General features: G+C 72.3%; 22 protein-coding genes. 16 read left to right on the top strand and 6 right to left on the bottom strand.

Annotation, left to right across the window (positions count from 1 at the left end; translation table 11 throughout):
* Positions 1 to 7: 7 nt before the first annotated feature.
* The 9 genes from FB559_RS44410 to hisF all read left to right on the top strand — a co-directional run bounded on the left by FB559_RS44410 (position 8) and on the right by hisF (position 6,561).
* Positions 8 to 163 carry a hypothetical protein gene (locus tag FB559_RS44410; protein WP_185792720.1) on the top strand — a complete coding sequence of 52 codons (156 nt, stop codon included), beginning with the start codon at positions 8 to 10 and terminating at the stop codon, positions 161 to 163.
* Between the two features lie 48 nt (positions 164 to 211).
* Positions 212 to 1,015, top strand: a complete 804-nt coding sequence (locus FB559_RS41270) for a PhzF family phenazine biosynthesis protein (RefSeq protein ID WP_141963086.1) — start codon at positions 212 to 214, stop codon at positions 1,013 to 1,015.
* A gap of 137 nt (positions 1,016 to 1,152) precedes the next feature.
* Complete coding sequence (gene hisD, locus FB559_RS41265; RefSeq protein WP_141963084.1) at positions 1,153 to 2,460, top strand: histidinol dehydrogenase; 1,308 nt, start codon at positions 1,153 to 1,155, stop codon at positions 2,458 to 2,460.
* Entirely contained in the window at positions 2,457 to 3,542 is a 1,086-nt protein-coding gene (locus FB559_RS41260; RefSeq protein ID WP_141963082.1) for a histidinol-phosphate transaminase, read from the top strand. The genes hisD and FB559_RS41260 overlap by 4 nt, the downstream gene beginning before the upstream one ends.
* Positions 3,470 to 4,135: an imidazoleglycerol-phosphate dehydratase HisB gene (hisB, locus tag FB559_RS41255; protein ID WP_141963079.1), complete on the top strand. Its 666-nt coding sequence runs from the start codon at positions 3,470 to 3,472 to the stop codon at positions 4,133 to 4,135. The genes FB559_RS41260 and hisB overlap by 73 nt, the downstream gene beginning before the upstream one ends.
* A complete protein-coding gene (gene hisH / locus FB559_RS41250) occupies positions 4,132 to 4,758 on the top strand; it encodes an imidazole glycerol phosphate synthase subunit HisH (protein WP_141963078.1) in 627 nt (208 codons plus the stop codon). The genes hisB and hisH overlap by 4 nt, the downstream gene beginning before the upstream one ends.
* Positions 4,755 to 5,087, top strand: a complete 333-nt coding sequence (locus tag FB559_RS41245) for a hypothetical protein (RefSeq protein WP_141963076.1) — start codon at positions 4,755 to 4,757, stop codon at positions 5,085 to 5,087. Before hisH ends, FB559_RS41245 begins: the two co-directional genes overlap by 4 nt.
* A 2-nt stretch (positions 5,088 to 5,089) precedes the next feature.
* Positions 5,090 to 5,812: a bifunctional 1-(5-phosphoribosyl)-5-((5-phosphoribosylamino)methylideneamino)imidazole-4-carboxamide isomerase/phosphoribosylanthranilate isomerase PriA gene (priA, locus tag FB559_RS41240; protein ID WP_141963074.1), complete on the top strand. Its 723-nt coding sequence runs from the start codon at positions 5,090 to 5,092 to the stop codon at positions 5,810 to 5,812.
* Positions 5,809 to 6,561, top strand: a complete 753-nt coding sequence (gene hisF / locus FB559_RS41235; RefSeq protein WP_141963072.1) for an imidazole glycerol phosphate synthase subunit HisF — start codon at positions 5,809 to 5,811, stop codon at positions 6,559 to 6,561. Before priA ends, hisF begins: the two co-directional genes overlap by 4 nt.
* Here hisF and FB559_RS41230 read toward each other — a convergent pair whose 3' ends face one another.
* Positions 6,562 to 7,071 carry a 2'-5' RNA ligase family protein gene (locus FB559_RS41230; RefSeq protein WP_141963070.1) on the bottom strand — a complete coding sequence of 170 codons (510 nt, stop codon included), beginning with the start codon at positions 7,069 to 7,071 and terminating at the stop codon, positions 6,562 to 6,564.
* 135 nt (positions 7,072 to 7,206) lie between these two features.
* On the opposite strand from FB559_RS41230, the gene FB559_RS41225 reads away from it, so the two are divergent.
* Positions 7,207 to 8,757 (top strand): MFS transporter, encoded by a 1,551-nt coding sequence (locus FB559_RS41225; protein ID WP_141963068.1) that lies wholly within the window; start codon positions 7,207 to 7,209, stop codon positions 8,755 to 8,757.
* A gap of 4 nt (positions 8,758 to 8,761) precedes the next feature.
* On the opposite strand, the gene FB559_RS41220 is transcribed toward FB559_RS41225, so the two are convergent.
* Positions 8,762 to 9,307, bottom strand: coding sequence for a hypothetical protein (locus tag FB559_RS41220; RefSeq protein WP_141963066.1), 546 nt, complete (start codon positions 9,305 to 9,307; stop codon positions 8,762 to 8,764).
* A 143-nt stretch (positions 9,308 to 9,450) separates the two neighbouring features.
* Between FB559_RS41220 and FB559_RS41215 the strand changes: the two genes are divergently transcribed.
* Complete coding sequence (locus FB559_RS41215) at positions 9,451 to 10,503, top strand: glucose 1-dehydrogenase (protein WP_141963064.1); 1,053 nt, start codon at positions 9,451 to 9,453, stop codon at positions 10,501 to 10,503.
* 31 nt (positions 10,504 to 10,534) lie between these two features.
* Here FB559_RS41215 and FB559_RS41210 read toward each other — a convergent pair whose 3' ends face one another.
* Positions 10,535 to 11,095 (bottom strand): TetR/AcrR family transcriptional regulator, encoded by a 561-nt coding sequence (locus tag FB559_RS41210; RefSeq protein WP_141963062.1) that lies wholly within the window; start codon positions 11,093 to 11,095, stop codon positions 10,535 to 10,537.
* A gap of 99 nt (positions 11,096 to 11,194) precedes the next feature.
* Here FB559_RS41210 and FB559_RS41205 point away from each other — a divergent pair, with 99 nt between their 5' ends.
* Positions 11,195 to 12,331 carry an FAD-dependent monooxygenase gene (locus tag FB559_RS41205; RefSeq protein WP_141963060.1) on the top strand — a complete coding sequence of 379 codons (1,137 nt, stop codon included), beginning with the start codon at positions 11,195 to 11,197 and terminating at the stop codon, positions 12,329 to 12,331.
* On the opposite strand, the gene FB559_RS41200 is transcribed toward FB559_RS41205, so the two are convergent.
* Together FB559_RS41200 and FB559_RS41195 are read right to left on the bottom strand one after the other, a co-directional pair.
* Positions 12,315 to 13,544 (bottom strand): HEAT repeat domain-containing protein, encoded by a 1,230-nt coding sequence (locus FB559_RS41200; RefSeq protein ID WP_141963058.1) that lies wholly within the window; start codon positions 13,542 to 13,544, stop codon positions 12,315 to 12,317. The genes FB559_RS41205 and FB559_RS41200 overlap by 17 nt on opposite strands.
* 41 nt (positions 13,545 to 13,585) lie before the next feature.
* On the bottom strand, positions 13,586 to 14,563 hold the full coding sequence (locus FB559_RS41195) for an Lrp/AsnC family transcriptional regulator (protein WP_141963056.1): 978 nt from the start codon (positions 14,561 to 14,563) through the stop codon (positions 13,586 to 13,588).
* A gap of 109 nt (positions 14,564 to 14,672) precedes the next feature.
* Between FB559_RS41195 and FB559_RS41190 the strand changes: the two genes are divergently transcribed.
* Positions 14,673 to 16,145: an MFS transporter gene (locus tag FB559_RS41190; RefSeq protein ID WP_141963054.1), complete on the top strand. Its 1,473-nt coding sequence runs from the start codon at positions 14,673 to 14,675 to the stop codon at positions 16,143 to 16,145.
* A gap of 384 nt (positions 16,146 to 16,529) precedes the next feature.
* Here the strand turns inward: FB559_RS41190 and FB559_RS41185 are convergent, their stop codons facing one another.
* Positions 16,530 to 17,168, bottom strand: a complete 639-nt coding sequence (locus FB559_RS41185; protein WP_141963052.1) for a TIGR03085 family metal-binding protein — start codon at positions 17,166 to 17,168, stop codon at positions 16,530 to 16,532.
* 99 nt (positions 17,169 to 17,267) lie between these two features.
* Here FB559_RS41185 and FB559_RS41180 point away from each other — a divergent pair, with 99 nt between their 5' ends.
* The 3 genes from FB559_RS41180 to FB559_RS41170 all read left to right on the top strand — a co-directional run bounded on the left by FB559_RS41180 (position 17,268) and on the right by FB559_RS41170 (position 21,404).
* Complete coding sequence (locus tag FB559_RS41180) at positions 17,268 to 19,049, top strand: ABC transporter ATP-binding protein (protein WP_141963050.1); 1,782 nt, start codon at positions 17,268 to 17,270, stop codon at positions 19,047 to 19,049.
* Entirely contained in the window at positions 19,046 to 20,884 is a 1,839-nt protein-coding gene (locus tag FB559_RS41175; protein WP_141963048.1) for an ABC transporter ATP-binding protein, read from the top strand. Before FB559_RS41180 ends, FB559_RS41175 begins: the two co-directional genes overlap by 4 nt.
* Before the next feature lie 316 nt (positions 20,885 to 21,200).
* On the top strand, positions 21,201 to 21,404 hold the full coding sequence (locus FB559_RS41170) for a cold-shock protein (protein WP_141963046.1): 204 nt from the start codon (positions 21,201 to 21,203) through the stop codon (positions 21,402 to 21,404).
* The last annotated feature ends 33 nt before the right edge of the window (positions 21,405 to 21,437 follow it).

Here is a 21,437-nt window from a genome sequence, read left to right as displayed (position 1 = left end):
GCCCATCATGTGGCTCAACTTCATCTTCCTCATCACCGCGAGCCTGTGCCTGGGGTTCATCCTCGGCTGGATCGTGGCCCGTCCTCGCCGGTGGGGCGCCTTCGGGACCGAGGTCCCCGAAGAAGACCCGGCGAGCATCGACACCTTCGCCCGCGGCGCCTGACCGATATCGGGCAGGCTCCCGTCACCCGGCCCGTTCTAGGGTGGCGCCATGCGGATCCACGTCGTCGACGCGTTCACCGACCGTCCCTTCGCCGGGAACCCCGCCGCGGTGTGCGTCCTGGCGACCCCGGCCGACGCCGGCTGGATGCAACGGGTCGCGATGGAGATGAACCTGTCCGAGACCGCCTTCCCGCGCCCGCTCGACGACCCCGGCGCGGACTTCGAGCTCCGCTGGTTCACCCCGAAGGTCGAGGTGGCCCTCTGCGGTCACGCCACGCTCGGCTCCGCCCACGTGCTGTACGAGACCGGCGCCGTACCGCCCGGCCGCCCGATCCGGTTCCGTACGCTGCACAGCGGCGTGCTGACCGTCACCCGTGGCGGCGACGGCACGCTCGCGATGGACTTTCCCGCTTGCCCGCCGGACAAGGCCGACGTCCCGGGCCTCGCCGAGGTGCTCGGCGTCTCGCCCTCCTGGACCGGGCGCAACACGCAGAACGACATCCTCGCGGTGATCGACGACGCCGAGGCCGTCCGGACGCTGACACCGGACCTGACGGCGCTGGCCCGCATCGACGCGCGCGGCGTCTGCGTCACGGCCGCCGGCACGGACCATGACTTCGTCTCACGCTTCTTCGCGCCGGCGGTCGGCGTGCCGGAGGACCCGGTGACCGGCTCCGCGCACTGCATGCTGGCGCCCTTCTGGGCCGGGCGCCTCGGCCGTAGGCAGATGCGCGCCCACCAGGCATCGCCGCGCGGGGGAGAGGTACGCGTCGAGGCGCGGGGCGACCGTGTCACGCTCATCGGCAGTGCCGTCACGGTGATCGAGGGCACTCTGCGCGTCGGGCCGTCCTGACTCCGGCGGACCGTCGCGGCACGCGGACCTGCTCGTCTCGTGTCGGATGTCCGAATTGTCTCGCACAGTTGTCATTTCGCGTCTCAGAAAATGAGACCGGCGTCCGGGCGCCCGAGCGTCCTTCGTAGACTGATCAGGTGATTTCCCGTATCGACCTGCGCGGGTCCCTGCCGGACGACCTGCGCTCCGTGCTGCCGCGAGCCGAGCTCGACGTCGAAGCCGCCCTGGAGAAGGTGCGGCCCATCTGCGACGACGTGCGACATCGCGGAGCCGCAGCGGTACGCGAGTACACGGCGCGCCTCGACGGCGTCGACCTGGCGTCCGCGCGGGTGCCCTCCGAGGCGATCCGGCAGGCCCTCGACGGCCTCGCCCCCGGCGTGCGCGACGCGCTCGAGGAGTGCGTACGCCGCGCACGCCTGGTCCACCGCGACCAGCGCCGTACCGACGTGACCACGCAGGTCGTGCCGGGCGGCACCGTCACCGAACGCTTTGTGCCGGTGGAGCGGGTCGGGCTCTACGTCCCGGGCGGTCAGGCCGTCTACCCCTCCAGCGTCGTGATGAACGTCGTGCCCGCGCAGGAGGCCGGCGTCCGCTCGCTCGCGGTCACCTCGCCCGCACAGCGGGAGTTCGGCGGCCTGCCGCACCCGGTCATCCTCGCGGCGTGCGCGCTGCTCGGCGTGGACGAGGTGTACGCGGCCGGCGGCGCGCAGGCGATCGCGATGTTCGCCTACGGCACCGAGGACTGCCGCCCGGCCGACCTGGTCACCGGGCCCGGCAACATCTACGTCGCGGCGGCGAAACGCCTGCTCAAGGGCGTGATCGGCATCGACTCCGAGGCCGGCCCGACCGAGATCGCGGTCCTCGCCGACGCGACCGCCGACCCGTCCTACGTCGCCGCCGACCTGATCAGCCAGGCCGAGCACGACACCCTCGCCGCCTCCGTGCTGGTCACCGACTCGACCGCACTCGCCGACGCGGTCGAGCGCGAGCTCGCCGCGCAGGTCCAGCGGACCAAGCACACCGAGCGGATCACCGCGGCCCTCGCGGGACGGCAGTCGGGCATCGTGCTGGTCGACGACGTCGCCGCCGGCCTGCGGGTCGTGGACGCCTACGCCGCCGAGCACCTGGAGATCCAGACCGCCGACGCCGCCGCCGTGGCCGCGCGGGTCCGCAACGCCGGCGCGATCTTCATCGGCCCGCACTCGCCGGTCTCGCTCGGCGACTACCTCGCCGGCTCGAACCACGTGCTGCCCACGGGCGGCTGCGCCTGTCATTCGGGAGGCCTGTCCGTGCAGACCTTCCTGCGCGGCATCCACGTCATCGACTACGACGAGGCGGCCCTGGCCGAGGCGACCCGGCGCGTCGTCACGCTCGCCGAGGCCGAGGACCTGCCCGCGCACGGCGCCGCGCTCAAGGCGAGGTACGACTGGGGGATTCCCGAATGACCGACAACGCGATCTCGCTCGGCGACCTGCCGCTGCGCGAGGACCTGCGCGGCCGTGAGCCGTACGGCGCCCCCCAGCTCGACGTGCCGGTACGCCTCAACACCAACGAGAACCCCTACCCGCCGTCGCCGCGGCTGGTCGCGGCCCTGTCGGCGGCCATCGGGGAGATCGCGGGCGGCCTCAACCGCTACCCCGACCGTGACGCGGTCGAGCTGCGCAAGGACCTGGCCGACTACCTCGGCCACGAGGTGACCGCTCGCAACGTCTGGGCGGCGAACGGCTCCAACGAGATCATCCAGCAGATCCTGCAGGCGTTCGGCGGGCCCGGACGCACGGCGATCGGCTTCGAGCCGTCGTACTCCATGCACCCGATCATCACGGCGGTCAGCGGCACGGGGTGGATCAACGCCCACCGCGACGAGGACTTCGGGCTGGAGGCCGAGCGCGCGGTCGCCGCGATCGAGGAGCACCGGCCGGACATCGTCTTCCTGACCTCGCCGAACAACCCGACGGGGACGTCGCTGCGGCTGGAGGCCATCGAGGCCGTGCTGCGGGTCGCGCCGGGCATGGTCGTGGTGGACGAGGCGTACGCGGAGTTCCGCCGCGAGGGCACGCCGAGCGCGCTGTCGCTGCTGCCCGGCAATCCGCGGCTCATCGTCACCCGGACGATGAGCAAGGCGTTCGCGATGGCCGGCACCCGTGTCGGCTACCTGGCCGCAGACCCGGCCGTGATCGACGCGCTGCTGCTCGTCCGCCTGCCGTACCACCTGTCGGCGGTCACCCAGACGGTGGCGCGTACCGCGATCGCCCACCAGGAGGAGCTGCTCGGCGCGGTCGAGACGCTGCGCGCCGAACGCGACGCGCTGGTCGGGTGGCTGCGCGGTGAGGGCCTGGAGGTGGCCGACTCGGACGCGAACTTCGTGCTGTTCGGCCGGTTCCCCGATCGGCGCCGGGTCTGGCAGGGCATTCTTGATCGTGGCGTGCTGATCCGCGAGGTCGGCCCGCCCGAATGGCTGCGGGTGAGCGTGGGCACGCCCGACGAGATGGCGGCGTTCCGCGCCGCCCTGAAGGAGAGTCAGTGACTGAGCGCAGGGGGCGGGTCGAGCGGGGCACGAAGGAGACCCAGGTCTTCGTCGAGGTCGGCCTCGACGGCACCGGCCAGGTCGACGTGGCCACCGGCGTCGGCTTCTTCGACCACATGCTGACCCAGCTCGGCAAGCACGGCTCCTTCGACCTGACCGCCAAGACCACCGGCGACCTGCACATCGACAGCCACCACACGATCGAGGACACCGCGATCGCGCTCGGCCAGGCGTTCCGCGAGGCGCTCGGCGACAAGTCCGGCATCCGGCGGTTCGCCAACGCGAGTGTCCCGCTGGACGAGACGCTGGCGCAGGTCACCGTCGACCTGTCCGGCCGCCCGTTCCTGGTGCACAGCGAGCCCGAGGGCATCGCCCCGATGATCGGGCCGGACTACGACACGACCATGACCCGGCACATCTTCGAGGCGCTCGTCTACAACGCGGCGATCTGCCTGCACATCCACGTGCCGTACGGGCGCAACGCGCACCACATCGTGGAGGCCCAGTTCAAGGCGCTGGCCCGCGCCCTGCGCGACGCGTGCGAGCACGACCCGCGCGCCCAGGGCATTCCCTCCACCAAGGGCGCGCTGTGAAGATCGTCGTCCTGGACTACGGGTCGGGCAACCTCCGCTCGGCCGAGCGGGCGATCGCCCGGCTCGGCCCGGAGGTGACGGTCACCGCCGACTTCGACACGGCGCTGGAGGCCGACGGGCTCGTCGTGCCGGGGGTCGGCGCGTTCGCCGCGTGCATGAACGGCCTGCGCGGGGTGCGCGGCGAGCAGCTCATCGGCCGCCGGCTCGCGGGCGGGCGCCCGGTGCTCGGCATCTGCGTCGGCATGCAGATCCTGTTCGAGAAGGGCGTCGAGCACGGCATCACCACCGACGGCTGCGGGGAGTGGCCCGGCGCGGTCGAGCGCCTGAACGCCCCGATCCTGCCGCACATGGGCTGGAACACCGTCGACGCACCGGACGGGTCGGCGCTGTTCGCCGGCCTGGACGCCGAGACGCGCTTCTACTTCGTGCACTCGTACGGCGTGCGCACCTGGGAGCTGGAGCCGGGCCGGTTCACGGCGCCGCTGGTGACCTGGGCCGAGCACGGCGAGCGTTTCGTGGCCGCGGTGGAGAACGGCGCGCTGTGCGCCACGCAGTTCCACCCGGAAAAGTCCGGCGACGCCGGGTCACAGGTCCTGAAGAACTGGCTGTCGACGGTCTCATGAGCAAGGAACGCCAGCGGCTGCGGGCCGAACGCGAGGCCGCTCGCGAACGCGCCGCCGCCGAGAGCGCCCGGCGCAACGCGCGCGCGGCACGCCGCCGGGCCCGGGTCGCCCGGGTGTCCCGGCTCGCGCCGCGCCGGTCCGGTCGGCCCGGCGGGCTGCTGGCGCGCCGCCGCCGTGAACAGAACGCCATCGTGGTGGTGGCGTTCCTGCTGGTCCAGGTGTTCGCCTGGATCTCCCTCTCGTCCTGGACGGGTCGCCTGGCCGTGTTCGCGCTGTCGGCGTTCCTGGTCCCGGTCTTCATCACGCTCGCCTTCGACCGGAGGTCGTAGATATGTCCCTTGTCCTGTTGCCCGCCGTCGACGTCGCCGACGGGCAGGCCGTGCGCCTCGTGCAGGGGGAGGCGGGCACCGAGACGTCGTACGGCGAGCCGCTCGACGCGGCGCTGGCCTGGCAGAGCGCGGGCGCCGAATGGATCCACCTGGTCGACCTGGACGCCGCGTTCGGGCGGGGGTCCAACCACGCCATGCTCGCCGCGGTGACCGGGAAGCTGGAGGTGAAGGTGGAGCTGTCCGGCGGCATCCGCGACGACGAGTCGCTCGCCGCCGCGCTCGCCACCGGCTGCGCGCGCGTCAACATCGGTACCGCCGCGCTGGAGAACCCCGCGTGGTGCCGCAAGATCATCGCCGAGCACGGGGACCGGATCGCGGTCGGCCTCGACGTGCGGGGCACGACGCTCGCGGCCCGTGGCTGGACCCGTGAGGGCGGCGACCTGTGGGAGGTGCTCGACCGGCTGGAGGCCGACGGCTGCCCCCGCTACGTCGTCACCGACGTGACCAAGGACGGCACGCTGCGCGGCCCCAACGTCGAGCTGCTTCGCGAGGTCTGCGGGCGTACGGACCGGCCCGTGGTCGCCTCCGGCGGGGTGTCGTCCCTGGAGGACCTGCGGGCCCTGGCCGGCCTCGCACCCGACGGGGTGGAGGGCGCCATCGTCGGCAAGGCCCTGTACGCGGGCGCGTTCACCCTCGAAGACGCCCTCGCGGCGGTGGCGACGTGAGCGTCGCCGTACGCGTGATCCCCTGCCTGGACGTGGACGCCGGGCGGGTGGTGAAGGGCGTCAACTTCGAAAACCTCCGTGACGCGGGCGACCCGGTCGAGCTGGCCCGCCGGTACGACGCCGAGGGCGCCGACGAGCTGACCTTCCTCGACATCACCGCCTCCAGCGGCGAACGCGCGACCACCTACGACGTGGTCCGCCGTACCGCCGAGCAGGTGTTCATCCCGCTGACGGTCGGCGGCGGCATCCGCTCGGTCGAGGACGTGGACCGGCTCCTGCGGGCCGGCGCGGACAAGGTGTCGGTCAACACCGCCGCGATCGCCCGGCCGGAGTTCCTGCGCGAGGCGGCCCACCGGTTCGGCTCCCAGTGCATCGTGCTGTCCGTGGACGCGCGCCGCTCCGGCGAGGGCTTCGAGGTCACCACCCACGGTGGCCGCCGGGGGACCGGGCTGGACGCGATCGAGTGGGCACGGCGGGGTGAGGAACTCGGCGTCGGTGAGATCCTGCTCAACTCGATGGACGCCGACGGCACCAAGAACGGCTTCGACCTGGAGATGCTCCGCGCCGTGCGCGCGGTCGTGAGCGTGCCGGTGATCGCGAGCGGGGGAGCGGGCGCGGTCGCGCACTTCACCCCGGCGGTCGAGGCGGGCGCGGACGCCGTGCTCGCCGCCAGCGTCTTCCACTTCGGCGAACTCAAGATCTCCGACGTCAAGGAGTCCCTGCGCGAGGCCGGCCACCCGGTCCGCTGATCACACCGGCTCTCCCAGGAGGAACTCCGCGAGGGTACGCCAGGGGCCCGGCTCCGGTGGGCCGGTGACGAGTTGGACCGACGCGACCGTGGCCCGGATCGGCAGCCGGGTGGAGACGGCCTCGGCCGCCCTGTCCAGCAGCCGCCGCGGCTCGCCGTGCCGGACGGTCAGGTGCGGCGTCGAGCCGGTGTGCTCGCCACCGTACGGGGGTGTTTCCGGAAAGCGCCGGCACATCGCGGCGGTAAGCCGCCGGAACGGCCCGTCGGGCTCAGGTGCGAGCCACACGACCCTGTCACCGAACCACCCGACGCGGCGGAACACCACGTCGAACCGGGGGACGGCCGCGACCACGTCGCCGATGACGGACAGGATCCGCTCATCGATCCGTTCGGGCGGCAGGAACGGATAGAGCACCGTCACGTGCGAGGGGTCGGGCGATGCCCGTAACGGGCCCACCGCCGGCTCGGCCTCGGGTATCGCGACGGTCAGGGCGGTCTGGGTGGGGTCCATGGCGACAGTCTCCGGCCGCCGCGGCTCGCGATCCAGCCGATTTCTCCTGTGATCCGTGTCGAGAACCTCGCACGCGCTCCGACTCACCCGTGAGAGCGCGCCCGCCGGGCGCGCCGGACCGCGAAATGAGTCTCTATGAACGCCACGACTGGGGCCGGAAAGCGAGAGTGGGTGGGACTGGCCGTGCTGGCCCTGCCCACGCTGCTCGTCTCGATCGATGTATTCGTGCTGCTGCTCGCGTTGCCGCGACTGAGCACCGACCTCGGCGCCGGCAGCACCGCGCAGCTGTGGATCATGGATGTGTACGGCTTCCTGATAGCCGGCTTCCTGATCACGATGGGCAGCCTCGGCGACCGGATCGGGCGCCGCAGGCTGCTGCTGATCGGTGCGGCCGGTTTCGGCGCCGCGTCGGTGCTCGCGGCGTACTCCACCAGCGCCGGAATGCTCATCGTCGCCCGCGCGCTGCTGGGCATCGCCGGCGCGACGCTGGCGCCTTCCACGCTCGGCCTGATCAGCAACATGTTCACCGTGCCCCGGCAGCGGGCGGTGGCGATCAGCGTCTGGATGGCCTGCTTCATGTCGGGTGCCGCCCTCGGCCCGCTGGTCGCCGGGGTCCTTCTCGACCACTTCTGGTGGGGCTCGGTGTTCCTGCTCGGTGTGCCGGCGATGGTGCTGCTGCTCGTGCTCGGCCCGTTCCTCCTGCCGGAGTACCGCGACGCCGGGGCCGGCCGCATCGATCTGCCGAGCGTGGGACTGTCCCTGGCCGCGATCCTGCCCCTGGTGTACGGGCTCAAGGAGCTGGCCCGCAGCGGCTGGCAGCCCATCCCGATCGCGGCTGTGGTGGCCGGCGCGGCCTTCGGCTGGGTCTTCGTCCGGCGCCAGCACCGGCTGGCCGACCCACTGCTGGACCTGCGCCTGTTCGCCCACCGCGCGTTCAGTGCCGCGCTCGGCAGCATCATGTTCGGCACGATGCTCATGGGCGCGATCATGATGTTCATCGCGGAGTACTTCCAGCTGGTGCGGGGCCTGTCGCCGCTCCAGGCGGGCCTGTGCATGCTCCCCGGCGTGGGCGGGTCGATGGTGAGCTTCCTGGCGTCGCCGCACCTCGCTCGCCGGGTACGGCCGGCGTACCTGATCGGCGGCGGCATGGTGGTCTCCGTGTGCGGCCTCCTGCTCATCGCCTCGGCGGATCCCGTGTCGGGCCTGGCGGCCGTCGTGATCGGCTTCGGCGTCACCAATTTCGGCGCCGGCCCCATGGTCACTCTCGGCACCGACCTGGTCGTCGGCTCCGCACCGGTCGAGAAGGCGGGCTCCGCGGGGGCGATGAACCAGACCAGCGGCGAGTTCGGTTTCGCCCTCGGCATCGCCGCGCTGGGCAGCCTCGGCACCGTGGTCTACCGCGGCAAGGTCAGCGTGCCGGCCGGTGTCCCCGCCGGCGCGGCCCGCGACTCGCTGGCGGGTGCGGTGACCGTGGCCGGCCGGCTGCCCTCGAGCGTGGGCACCCAGCTCCTCGACTCCGCACGTGTGGCCTTCGTGAGCGGCATGCACGTGGCCGCCACGGTCAGCGCGGTCCTGCTGATCGTCGTCGCCGCCGTCGTGGCCACGCTGCTACGGAACGTGCGCCCGAGCGGTGAGCCGGTCGAGCCGGACACCGCCGATGAACCGCGCGTCGAGGCCCTCAGGTAGAGGGTCAGGCGGTGGGCTTCGATGGAAGACCGGCCTGATCCGGAACGACTCTCGGCAGTTCGCGGAGCCAGCCCTCCACGTCCGCCGGCCACCAGCGGCCCGGCGAGAGCCTGCCGAGCACCTCCGTGACGGCCGAGGCCGAGGCCCCGGCGGGCACCACGCGCGCCGGGGCGGCACCGGCGAGCACGCCGAGCCACCAGTGCCTCCGGGTGACGGGCATCTCGCCGGGGTCGAGGACGACGTAGTAGTCGGGCAGGACCACACGCTCCGAGCGCAACGCGGCAAGTGCCGTCTCGGTCGCGACCTCCAGCGCACCGACCGGCGCCGCGCCGTCGAACAGGCCGGCCCAGGCGTCGCCGACCGCGCCCAGCGGATCCGCGTCATGGACGACGTATGTGGCCACGGCCTGGTTGACGGCCTGGTCGACCTCGGCCGGGGAGCGTCCATCGCGGGTGATCGCCCGTACGTTGCGCAGGCCGTCCAGGCCGGCGACGACCTTCCCGGCCTGCTCGCCCGCCACCACGACCACCGTGCTGCTCAGCCGCCGCATGCCTGGAAGTCTAGGACGCGGGCGGCCGGGCCCTCGCGGGGCGCCCGGTCTTCGCGTCACGAATGTCCCAAGATGCCGTCGCGGGCACCCCCTTGACGTTACGGTTCGGGCGGTCCGGGAAGATGTCGGCGGAGGGGATGATCATGCGCGCTCTAACCGTCGTACCGCGTCAGGCGGGTTCGCTCGAGGTGTCGGAGTTCGCCGACCCGGTGGCCGGCGAGGGTGAGCTGCTGGTCGAGGGCATCGCGCTCGGCGTGTGCGGTACCGACCGGGAGATCGCCGGGGGACAGTACGGCTGGGCGCCGCAGGGGGAGGAGCGCCTGATCCTCGGCCATGAGTCGCTCGGCCGGGTACGCGAGGCGCCACCCGGCAGCGGGTTCAGCGCCGGTGACCTGGTCGTCGGCATCGTACGGCGGCCCGACCCCGTACCCTGCGGCGCCTGTGCGCACGGTGAGTTCGACATGTGCCGCAACGGCCGCTACACCGAGCACGGCATCAAGGAGATCCACGGCTACGGTTCGGAGCTGTGGACGGTCGAGGCCGACTACGCCGTACGCCTCGACCCGTCCCTGGAAGACGTCGGAATGCTGGTGGAGCCCACGACGGTCGTGGCCAAGGCGTGGGAGCACATCGAGCGCATCGGCAAGCGCGCCTGGTTCGAGCCGCACTGTGTGCTCGTCGCCGGCGCGGGCCCGATCGGCCTGCTGGCCGCCATGCTCGGGGTGCAGCGCGGCCTCGACGTCCACGTTCTTGACCAGGTGAAGGACGGCCCCAAGCCCGAGCTGGTCGCCGCGCTCGGCGCGACGTACCACACCGGGTCGATCCCGGAGGTCGCCGCGAAGGCGGAGCCGGACATCGTCATCGAGGCCACCGGTGTCGCGCGGCTCGTCCTGGACGCCATGGCGAACAACGCGGCGGCGAGCGTCGTCTGCCTGACCGGAGTGTCGCCGACCGGGCGGCCGATCGAGGTGGACGCCGGCTCGCTGAACCGCGGGATCGTGCTCCAGAACGACGTCGTCTTCGGCACGGTCAACGCCAACCGCCGCCACTACGACCTGGCGGTACGCGCGCTCGGCCTGGCCGACCACGCGTGGCTGGCGGGCCTGGTCACGCGGCGGCTGCCGCTGGAGCGGGCGCACGAGGCGTTCGAACAGGGCGGGGAAGAGGTCAAGGTCGTCATCGATCTGGGTTCCTGACCCCCTACGAGGACCGATGCCCCGCCATCTCCTAGCCGAGCGGCTCGGTGAGGTAGCGCTGGACGGTCGGGGCGAGGGCGGCGACGAGAGCGTCGGTGTCGAGGGCGACGATCTCCGGTAGCCGCACGACGTACCGGCACAGTGCCACGCCCAGCAGCTGGCTGGCCACGAGCGCCGCGCGGGCCGGCCCGTCCTCGGTCACAGGGCCGATCACGGCGCCGACCTGGGTGGCGAAGACGGAGCGCATGCGGTCGGCGGCGGCCTCGTTGGTGACCGCGGACCGGAGCAGGACGGTCAGCACGTCACTCGTACGCCCGCCCTCCCACAGCGACAGGAAGTGCCGTACGAGGGTCTCGCCGCGCCGCCCGGCCGGCAGGTCGTCCAGGGCGGGCAGGCGCAGGGTCACGTCGACGGCGGCGGCGAACAGCCCGTCCTTGGAGCCGTAGTAGCGCATCACCATCGACGGGTCGATGCCCGCGTCGGCGGCGATGGCGCGGATCGTGGCGCGTTCGTAGCCGTCATCGGCGAAGCGACGGCGTGCGGCGGTCAGGATCGCGTTGCGCGTCTCCTCCGAGCGCTGGGTGAAGGCCATGCCGAAGAGTGTAGGCCAACACGTGTTGGCAAACGCGTGATGCGGGGGTACGTTGGTGCCAACAGACGTTGGCCATCAACCGTTGACTCGGAGGCCGAGATGACGAAGCCGCCCGCCACCACCGATGTCGCGATCGTCGGAGCCGGACCCACCGGCCTCACGCTCGCCGCGTTCCTCACCGCCGGGGGCGCCGACGTGGTCCTGCTCGACAAGGCGGCCGGGAGCGACGGCACCTCGCGCGCCGCGGTCGTGCACGCACGTACGCTCGAGGTCCTCGAGGGGATCGGCGTCAGCGGCGAGCTGGTTGAGCGCGGCCTGATCACGCCGACCTTCACCGTCCGCGACCGCGACCGCGTGCTGATGACCGTGTCGTTCGGGGGACTGCCCACCGCGCACCCGTACACGCTGATGATCCCGCAGAGCACCACGGAGGAGGTCCTGCTGGCCCGCCTGCGCGAGCTCGGCGGCCAGGTGCACCGGCCGTACGAGGCGGCCGGCGTCAGCCAGGACGCGACGGGCGTGACCGTCACCACCGCGACCGGGGAGACGGTGCGGGCGCGCTACGTCGTCGGGACCGACGGCATGCACAGCGTGGTCCGCGAACGGTCCGGCGTGGCCTTCACCGGCGACAGCTACCCGCAGTCGTTCGTCCTCGCCGACGTGGCGATGGACTGGCCGCTGCCGGGCGACGAGGTCCAGCTGTTCTTCGCCGCGGCCGGGCTCGTCGTCGTCGCGCCGCTGCCGGGCGGCCGCTACCGGATCGTCGCGACGGTCGACGACGCGCCCGAGCACCCGGACGCCTCCGACCTGCGGGCGCTGCTCGATGCCCGGGGGCCGCAGACGGTCCCGGCGCGGATCCGTGAGGTCGCGTGGAGCTCGCGGTTCCACGTGCACCACCGGATCGCCGACCACTACCGGGCGGGACGGATCTTCCTCGCCGGTGACGCCGCGCACGTGCACAGCCCCGCCGGCGGACAGGGCATGAACACCGGAATCCAGGACGCCGCCGAGCTCGCCCGCCGCATCCTGGAGGGCACCGAGGACGACTACGAGGCCGTACGCCGCCCGGTCGCGGCCGGTGTCCTCGCCATGACCGACCGGATGACGCGCGCCGCCACGGTGCGTAACCCGGTCGCGCGGGCGATCCGCGACACCGTGCTGACGGTGGCGGGCCGGGGCGGCTCGGTGCGCCAGAAGCTGGCGATGAGCCTGTCCGAGCTCAGTGTGGACCGCTGACCAGGCGGTCGGCCGCCGTCGACCGTACACAGGGATCCTCGGCGGCCTCCTGCCGTAGCCGCCGCAGCCGGGTCCGCGCCTCGCCCTCGAGAGGCACGGCTCCGGCGGCGATCCGGCGTACACCGTCCTCGCAGTCCCACAGGGCCTCGATGAGGTACGGCTCCGCCACATGGCGGTCGATGGCGGTCAGCGCGCCGAGCAGGTTGACGCGCAGCTGGGAGCACGCGCTCTCCTCCCAGGCGTGCAGGAGCAGCGGGATCGCCGGGCGGGACCGCAGCCGCCCCAGCCCGTCGGCGGGGACCGCCGCCAGGTCCCAGTCCTCCTCGGCCAGGGCCGTGCCGAGCGCCTCCAGAAGGGGCGGCGCGTCCCGCTCGGTCCCGTGCGCGGCGAGCACGTCGATGCCGACGTCACGGTAGGAGCGCTGCCCGGCGGTCCACTCGCGAGCGCGGAGGAGCGCACCGGCGCCGAGATCGCGTACGGCCCGGCACAGCGGACCGTCCAGATCGCCGGAGGGCAGCAGCTCCTCGGCCAGGTCGAGGACGACCGGACTGCGGCGGCGGCCGAGCTCGAGGATCGCCGCGGTCACGCTCTCCCCATGCTCGCGTGCCAGCGCCGCGAGGTCGTCGTCGCTGCGGCCGCGGAGAGCCAGGCGTGGCTCGTAGGGCCGCACCTCGGGCCGGCGGGCGGCCGCGATGCGCGGATGCCGCTCGGCCCAGTTGCGGGTGACCACGCCGTCCACGCCGCACAGCCAGGCCAGCTCGTTGTCGTCGCAGCGGGTCGCGGCGACCTCGTCCAGTCCCTCGGCGAGCGCCGGGTCGTCCAGCTCGACGAGTTCGGCGAGCGCGGCGTACCAGTTCCACCCCTCGCGGGCGTACCGCCGCAGCGGTGTCGCCGCCTCCCGCCGGCCCAGTCTCACCAGGCGCGCGAGCACATCGACGGCGAGGTTCGTACGGTCCTCCTCCAGGTCGGCATGGTCGGCCGGATCGAACAGGTGGCCGATGACGGGACCGAGGCCGAGCTCCAGGTCACATATCAACCGCGCGTAATACAGGCCGCGGTCCTCGAGCGTGTCCCACCGGGGATCGTGGCACACGCAGTCGTAGATGAGTTCGCCCGCGCCTGGAGTGGCGGCCGCGCGGCGTGCCGCGCAGCCCCGCCCGCGCTGCAGGCGGCCGTGCAGCGATTCCGCTGAGTCAAGGACGATTTCTTCCACGGCTGCAGGATGCGCACCCGATTACAAATCGGGCAAGTAAATTATGGCTTCAGGACGGTCCCGGCCCGCTTGACGGTGCGGATCACCGGCGCCGTCTCCAGGTGCGCGACCCCGTCGAGGGCGCCGATGCGCTCGGTCAGGTAACGGTAAAGGGCCTGCTCGTCGCGGCAGGCCACGGCGGCCATGAGGTTCGCCGGGCCGGTCATGGCGGCGGCGAACGAGACCTCCGGATGGCGGGCGAGCGCCGCGCCCACCGAAGCCAGGTCGGCGGGCCGCACGGACATCCAGAGCCGTGCCTCGTACCGGTAGCCCAGGTATTCGGGCGGGATGTCGATGTCGTAGAACAGCACCCCGGAGCCGACGAGCCGGTCCATGCGCCGCCGGACCGTGGACTCCGACCACCCCGTGATCCCGGCCAGCTCGGCGTGGCCGGTGCGCCCGTCCAGGGAGAGCGCCGCGAGCAGGGCATGGTCACCGTCGTCCAGGACCACCGGCTCTCCGTCGTGGACGGCCGGGGGGTCGGGCCGCAGCCGTCCGACCTGATCGTCGGTGAGCGCGCTGGCGGCGCCGGGCCAGCTCACCGGGCCGCCCACGTACAGGTGGAGCAGCGAGTGGGCGGACACGGACACCACCCGGCCGGTACGCGGGAGCCGCTGGAGCAGTAGCGTGTCGCGTTCCTCGGGGGTGCGCGCCGTCGTCCCGCAGGCGACCTCGGTGCCACCCGACAGCAGGTGCACCCAGAAGGTGTCCTGCCGCCGTGCCAGCGCCGCGGCGATCGGGCCGGCGGCGTCCGGCGCGCACTGCAGCCGGATCGCCCACGAGGCATAGCCGAGCAGCATGGCGTCGACCGAGCCGACCACCCGCAGAGCCTCGGCCGAGCGCAGCCGCCGGTAGCGGCGCGCGATGGTCTGGTCGGAGACGCCGAGCACCGCGGCGATCTTTCCGAACGGTGCGCGCCCGTCGACCTGCAGCGCGTGCACCAGGCCCCGGTCGAGCTCGTCCAGTGTGACGGTTTCCACCACTGCAAGCTATCTCATGTCGAAAAGAGCCGTCTTTTCCGTCGTGACTCGGCCGGATCGCCGTCATCGTCCATCGTGATGAGTCCACGTTCTGAGGAGAGGAATCTCGATGCGCAAATGGTGGCCCCTCGTGGCGGTCTGCCTGGGGGCGTTCATGTTGCTGGTGGACGTGACGATCGTGACGGTGGCGCTGCCCGCGATGGCCCGCGGCCTGCGGACCTCGTTCGCCGGGCTGCAGTGGGTGCTGGACATCTACGCGCTCTCGCTCGCCGCGCTGCTGCTCGGCGCCGGGTCGCTCGCCGACCTGCTCGGCCGCAGGAGGGTGTACATCGCCGGGCTCGTGTTGTTCGCCGCCGCCTCGCTGGCCTGCGGCCTCGCGCCGAACGCCGCGACTCTGATCGCCGCGCGTGGCGTTCAGGGCATCGGCGGAGTGGCCATGTTCACCACCACCCTGGCCCTGATCAACAGCACGTACCAGGGCAGGGACCGGGGGGTGGCCTTCGCCGTGTGGGGTGCCGTCAACGGTGTCGCCGCGGCCGCCGGTCCCATCCTCGGCGGCCTGCTCACCGAGCATGTGGGCTGGCGCTCTATCTTCCTGGTCAACCTCCCGGTGAGCGCCGTCACGATCGCGCTCACGCTCGCGTGCGTCGGGGCGTCACCCGGCATGCCGGGCGCCCGGCCGGACGTGGCCGGGATGGGCGCGTTCACCGTCTGCGCGGGCGCCCTCACGTACGGGCTCATCCGGGCCGGCGGCGACGGCTTCGGCGCGGCGGTGCCGGTCGGCATGTTCGGCCTGGCGGCGGTGGCCCTCGTCGTCTTCGTCGTGGTCGAACGACGGATCGGGCATCCGCTGCTGGACCTCGGGCTGTTCCGCAGCCCGTCCTTCACCGCGATCATGCTGGGCGGCCTGCTGCTCATGGCCTCGGCGTTCGCCTGCCTGGCGTTCACCTCGGTCTGGCTCCAGGCCGAGCTGGGCCTGGGCCCGGTGAGGGCCGGCCTGGCGCTGCTGCCGATGGCGGTGACGTCGTTCGTGGCCTCGGCCGCGAGCGCCCGCCTGCTGAACCGCGTCTCGCCGCGGCTGACCATCGGGATCGGCCTGCTGCTGATCGGCACCGGCTCGGGCCTGCAGGCCGTACTCGACGCGAGCTCGTCCTGGACCGCCCTTGTGCCGGGACTGATGGTCGGCGGCCTCGGCGTGGGCATCGCCATCCCGGCGCTGTCCTCGGCCGCGATGGCGGTGGCCCCGCATGAGCGCGGCGGCATGGCCGCCGGCGCGTTCAACACGTTCCGGCAGCTCGGGTACGCCCTGGGCATCGCGGTGCTGGGGGTGGTGCTGCGGTCCCGCGTCGAGCACGTCCTGACGGGTCACGTACCCGACGCGCACGCCATGGCCGGTGCGGCAAGCGGTGGCCGCGCCCCGCACGTCGCCATCGTGGGCTCCGCGGTCGCCTCGGGTCTGAACGCGGTGTACGCGGTCTCGGCGGCCCTCGGCCTCGCGGGCGGGATCATCGTCCTGGCCCTGGTCCGCCCTGCCCGTAGCGTCCGGGACCCCGAACCGGCCCGCGAAACCGCCGCGGCCTGACGTCCAGGCGCGGAGGTGCCGGCCGGACAAGGCCCACGTCCGCGCCTGGACCCAGGGTTTGTCTCGAAGTCATGCTGTTGCCGTGCGGCGCCGCCTGGGTGGTACCGCCTGGATGGAACCACCCAGGGCGGCACCAGCCAGGCGGCGCCACCCAGGGCGGCGCCGCCCTGGGTTATCCACAGAACCCCGCTCTACTTCCGCCTGTCGCTGTTCTGGCTGGACAATGAGAGTGGGATGGCACCCCCGGGCGGGTGGGCTCCAGGGGGGTGGGCTCCAGGGGGGTGGGCTCCAGGGGGGTGGGCTCCACGGCGGGCGGGCTCCACGACGCGGCCCAGGCAGGGCGCGGCCCAGACCGAGGGCCGAGGGCCGAGGGCCGAGACAGGCCTAGACGGCCCAGCGGGACTGGGAGAGAAGGTTCACGGCGTCGGCCTCGCCGGTCAGCTCGACGCGGGCGGCTTCCTTGCGGCCCATGGTCCACAGTGTCAGCTCGCTCGGCAGGCCGTGGACCCGTACCTGCGGGCCGCCCTTGGTCAGCCGCTGCGTACGGCCGCCGGGCTCGGCCATGGTGATCTCCACCGGTAGGCGCCGGAGTGCGAAGCGGCCCATCTTCAGCCGCCGCCACAGGAGCTCCTCCAGCTCCGCGGGCGGGCGGCGTGGTTCCCGGCCGGGGAGTCCGCGACGGGCGTCCTCGTGGTGGACGAAGAACTCCACCGTGTTCGCGAGGCCGTCCACACCGGGCAGCCCGAACAGCGACAGAGTGGGCGGGCCCTGCCGGATCAGCTCCACCAGTTGGGGGAACGGCGTTCGCTCCAGGGCCTGCCGGCGTACGCGCTCGGAGTATCCCTCCAGGAACGGCAGCATGGCGCCCGCCGCCGCGTCCGGACGGCGTTCGCGGATCAGGAGATGCGCGGCGAGATCACCGGTGGTCCAGCCCTCGCAGAGGGTCGGGGCGTCCGGTCCGGTCTCGATGAGCAGATCGCACAGCGCCTGGCGCTCGATCTGGGCCCAGTTCTGGTCAGCCATCGTCATGATCGTATGCCTGCCTCGCCCGTGGCGGAATAACCGCGCGCTTTCGCGTGATAGGGATTATCGGCCCTGTAACCGCCCTCGAGAGGGGATTTGATGCCGCAGAAGGTGACATCCGACATCCTGCGCAAGGGGATGCGGGTGCTGGGCGTCGCCGTACGGGCCGAGCCCCTTCTCTTCACGCTCGCCGTCATCTTCAGCGGGCTCTACGCGGCCATGACCGTGGGCAGCGCCTGGGTACTCGGCCGCGTGACCGAGGAGGTCGTGCTGCCCGCCTTCCACGACGGGCACACGACGGCGGGCGTGCTCACCGCCGGTGGGCTGGCGATCGTCGGCGTGGCCGCGCTCAAGGCCATCGGCGTGGCCGGACGGCGGCTGTTCGCCGGGTTGATGCAGTACAACATGCAGGCCACGTACAGGCGTGCCGTCACCCGCCAGTACCTGCAGTTGCCGCTCGCCTGGCACCACCGTCACCCGACCGGGCAGCTTCTGTCCAACGCCAACGCCGACGTGGAGGCCGCCTGGGCGCCGATCGCGCCGATGCCGATGGCCGTCGGCGTGGTCCTGATGCTGCTGATCGCCGCCGTCGAGATCGTTTTCACCGACGTGATGGTGGCCATCGTCGGCTTCCTCGTCTTCCCCATGATCGCCGGGCTGAACGTCGTCTACCAGCGGCGGCTGGCGCCGATCGCGGCGCGGGCACAACAGCTGCGCGCCGAGGTCAGCGAGGTCGCGCACGAGAGCTTCGACGGTGCCCTGGTGGTCAAGACGCTCGGCCGCGAGGCGGCGGAGACCGAGCGCTTCGCCGTGGTCGCCGACGAGCTGCGCGACGCCAACGTCGCGGTGGGAAGGGTGCGCGGCCTGTTCGACCCGGTCCTGGAGGCGCTGCCCAACCTCGGTGTGCTCGCCGTCCTGCTCGTCGGGTCGATCCGGCTGCGGTCCGGCGCGATGTCGGCGGGCGACCTGGTCCACGTCGCGTACCTGTTCACGCTGCTGGCCTTCCCGATCCGGGCACTCGGCTGGGTACTCGCCGAGGTGCCGCGCAGCGTGGTCGGCTGGGACCGCGTACGCGGTGTCCTGGACGCCACGGGCTCCCTCCCGTACGGGGACAAGTCCCTCACCGGCGAGGGTCCGGCCCGCCTGGAGGTCCGCGGCGTCCGGTTCGGCTACACCGAGGGCGACGTCCTGCACGACGTCACCTTCACCGTTCGGCCGGGACACACCATCGCCCTGGTCGGCCCCACCGGCTCCGGCAAGTCCTCCCTCACCAACCTCCTGGTCCGCCTGGTCGACCCGGCGAGCGGCGACGTGGTCCTCGACGGTGTCGACGTACGCGACGTCGAGCGCGGCGGGCTCGCCCGTACGACCGCGGTGGTCCCCCAGCAGACCTACCTGTTCGACGACACCGTGCGCGGCAACGTGACGCTCGGCCTCGACGTCCCCGACGAGGACGTGTGGGAGGCGCTGCGGCTCGCCCAGGCCGACGGTTTCGTCTCCGCCCTCGCCGAGGGGCTCGGCACCCGCGTGGGGGAGCGGGGCGCCACACTGTCCGGCGGTCAGCGGCAGCGCCTCGCCCTGGCCCGCGCGCTCGTACGCCGGCCGCGCCTGCTCATCCTCGACGACGCGACGTCCAGCGTCGACCCGCAGGTGGAGGCGCGCATCCTCAGCGGCCTGCGCGACTCGGCCGCGACCGTGGTGGTCGTGGCGTACCGCAAGGCGACCATCGAGCTGGCCGACGACGTCATCTACATCGAACGCGGCCGGATCGCCGGCCAGGGCGCGCACAAGGACCTGATCGAGGTCTCCGAGGGCTACCGGAACCTCGTCACCGCCTACGAACGCGACCAGGACGACGAGAACGAAGGGGTGCCGGCGTGACCGTCACGGATCCGAGAGCCGACGAGGCGACGGAACAGGCCGACCCGACGGCGGGCCCGGGGCAGGGCATCGGCGCCGGCCGGGATTCCGGCCTGGGCACACTCCGTACCGGCCTGCGCCTGACCCCGGAGTTCCACCGGGGGATCGGGGTGACGCTGCTGCTCGCCCTCATCGCCACCGCCGGCCGCATCGTCGTGCCGGTGGCGGTCCAGCAGACCCTCGACCGCGGGCTGGACTCGCCGGGCGGCGCCGACATCGGCTTCATCCGCAACGCCTGCCTGCTGTGCGCCGTCGCCGTCATCGTCACCGCCGTCGCGGCGTACCGGATGAACGTACGGCTCTACCGGACCAGCGAGAGCGGCCTGGCGGCCCTGCGCGTACGGGCGTTCCGGCACATCCACGACCTTTCCATGCTGACCCAGAGCGCCGAGCGGCGCGGCGGGCTGGTCTCGCGTGTCACCACGGACGTCGACCAGATCAGCCAGTTCATGCAGTACGGCGGCCTGATGATCCTGATCGCGGGCGGCCAGCTGATCGTGGCCAGCGGGCTGATGGCGATCTACTCCTGGCCGCTGGCCCTGCTGGTCTGGGCGGTGTTCGTGCCCCTGGCACTCGCGCTGCGCTTCTTCCAGCGCTGGCTGTCCAGGGCGTACGGCATCGCGCGCGAACGGGTCGGCGACATGCTTTCGGCCGTGGGCGAGTCGGTCGTCGGCGCGTCGGTCATCCGCGCGTACGCCGCCGAGGACCGCACCGCGCGCCGCATCGACGAGTCCGTCGACGCCTACCGCGACGCGCAGGCCCGTGCCCAGAAGCTCGTCGCGGCGACCTACCCCTCGACCGAGCTGGCCGCCGCGATCGCCACCGCCGCGGTGGTCATCGCGGGTACCGCGCTGGGCATCGGGGGCCACATCACCGCCGGGGAGCTCGTCGCGTTCCTGTTCCTCGTCACGCTGTTCGTGAGCCCCCTGCAGATCGCCACCGAGGTGCTCAACGACGCCCAGAACGCCATCGCCGGCTGGCGCCGTGTCCTCGGCGTCCTCGAGACGACGCCGGACGTGGCCGATCCGGGCGAGGAGGGCCGCGAGCTGCCACGAGGCGCGATCGAGGTGCGCTTCGAGGACGTGTCCTTCGCCTACCCGGGCGGCCCGACCGTGCTCCATGACATCTCGGCGTCGATCGCGCCGCGCGCGCGGGTCGCGATCGTGGGCGAGACCGGGTCGGGCAAGACCACCTTCGCCAAGCTGCTGACCCGGCTCATGGACCCGACCTCGGGGCGGGTGCTCATCGACGGCGTGCCGCTGACCGGCATCCGGTTCTCCTCGCTGCGCGAGCGGATCGTGATGGTGCCGCAGGACGGTTACCTGTTCGACGCGAGCCTGGCCGACAACATCCGGTACGGGCGGCCGGGCGCCACCGACGAGGAGATCACGCTCGCGCTCACCGAGCTCGGACTGGGCGACTGGCTGGAGAGCCTGCCGGACGGGCTCGCCAGCCACGTCGGGCAGCGGGGCGAGTCCCTGTCGGCCGGGGAGCGTCAGCTCGTCGCGCTGGCACGCGCGTACCTCGCCGACCCCGACCTGCTGGTGCTGGACGAGGCCACCTCGGCCGTCGACCCGGCCACCGAGGTACGTCTTCAGCGGGCGCTGGAGGGCATCACCCGCGGCCGTACGGCCGTCTCGATCGCCCACCGGCTCTCCACCGCGGAGGCCGCCGAAGAGGTCATCGTCTTCGACCAGGGCCGGATCGTGCAGCGCGGATCGCACGCGGAGCTGGTCGGGCGGCCTGGCCGATATGCCGAGCTGTACGCGTCATGGGCCGCCCAGCTCGAGGGCTGAGTACGGTCTGGGCACGGTCAGCGCGCATCTGGACAGGTAAAGCCTTTGCGACGTTATTGGCGGGGGGACGTGAACGACGACCACCCCAGACGGGGACGAGACGCCGAAAAGTGATCTTTCGCCGGGGCGCGTGTGAGAGGCCATCGATGTTGGTAAGCTCACAGCGGTTGTAGTCGTAGTTCCACGTTCGTTTGCCAGACGCCCGCGGACCGATGACTAGCGGGCGTGTTCTGCTTCTTCGGGATCTCGCACGCTTCGCAGCAACCACTAAATGGCCCATGAAGTGTGGGTCTGTTTGTCCCGCAAGGAGTTAGGCATGGCCCAGGGCACCGTGAAGTGGTTCAACGCCGACAAGGGGTTCGGCTTCATCGCCATTGATGGCGGTGGTCCGGACGTCTTCGTACACTACTCGGCGATCGCCAGTTCCGGCTTCCGTTCGCTCGAGGACAATCAGCGTGTGGAGTTCGAGGTCGTTCAAGGCGACCGCGGCCCGCAGGCGGACCAGGTCCGCCCGCTGTAGTTCGCCGACATCCACCCGTTGGGGTCCGTGCCG

The sequence above is a fragment of the Actinoallomurus bryophytorum genome (genome assembly GCF_006716425.1).
GTDB classification, from domain to species: Bacteria; Actinomycetota; Actinomycetes; order Streptosporangiales; family Streptosporangiaceae; genus Actinoallomurus; species Actinoallomurus bryophytorum.
Note: the sequence above shows the minus strand (reverse complement) of the source record. Positions and strands in the feature narration are given on the sequence as shown.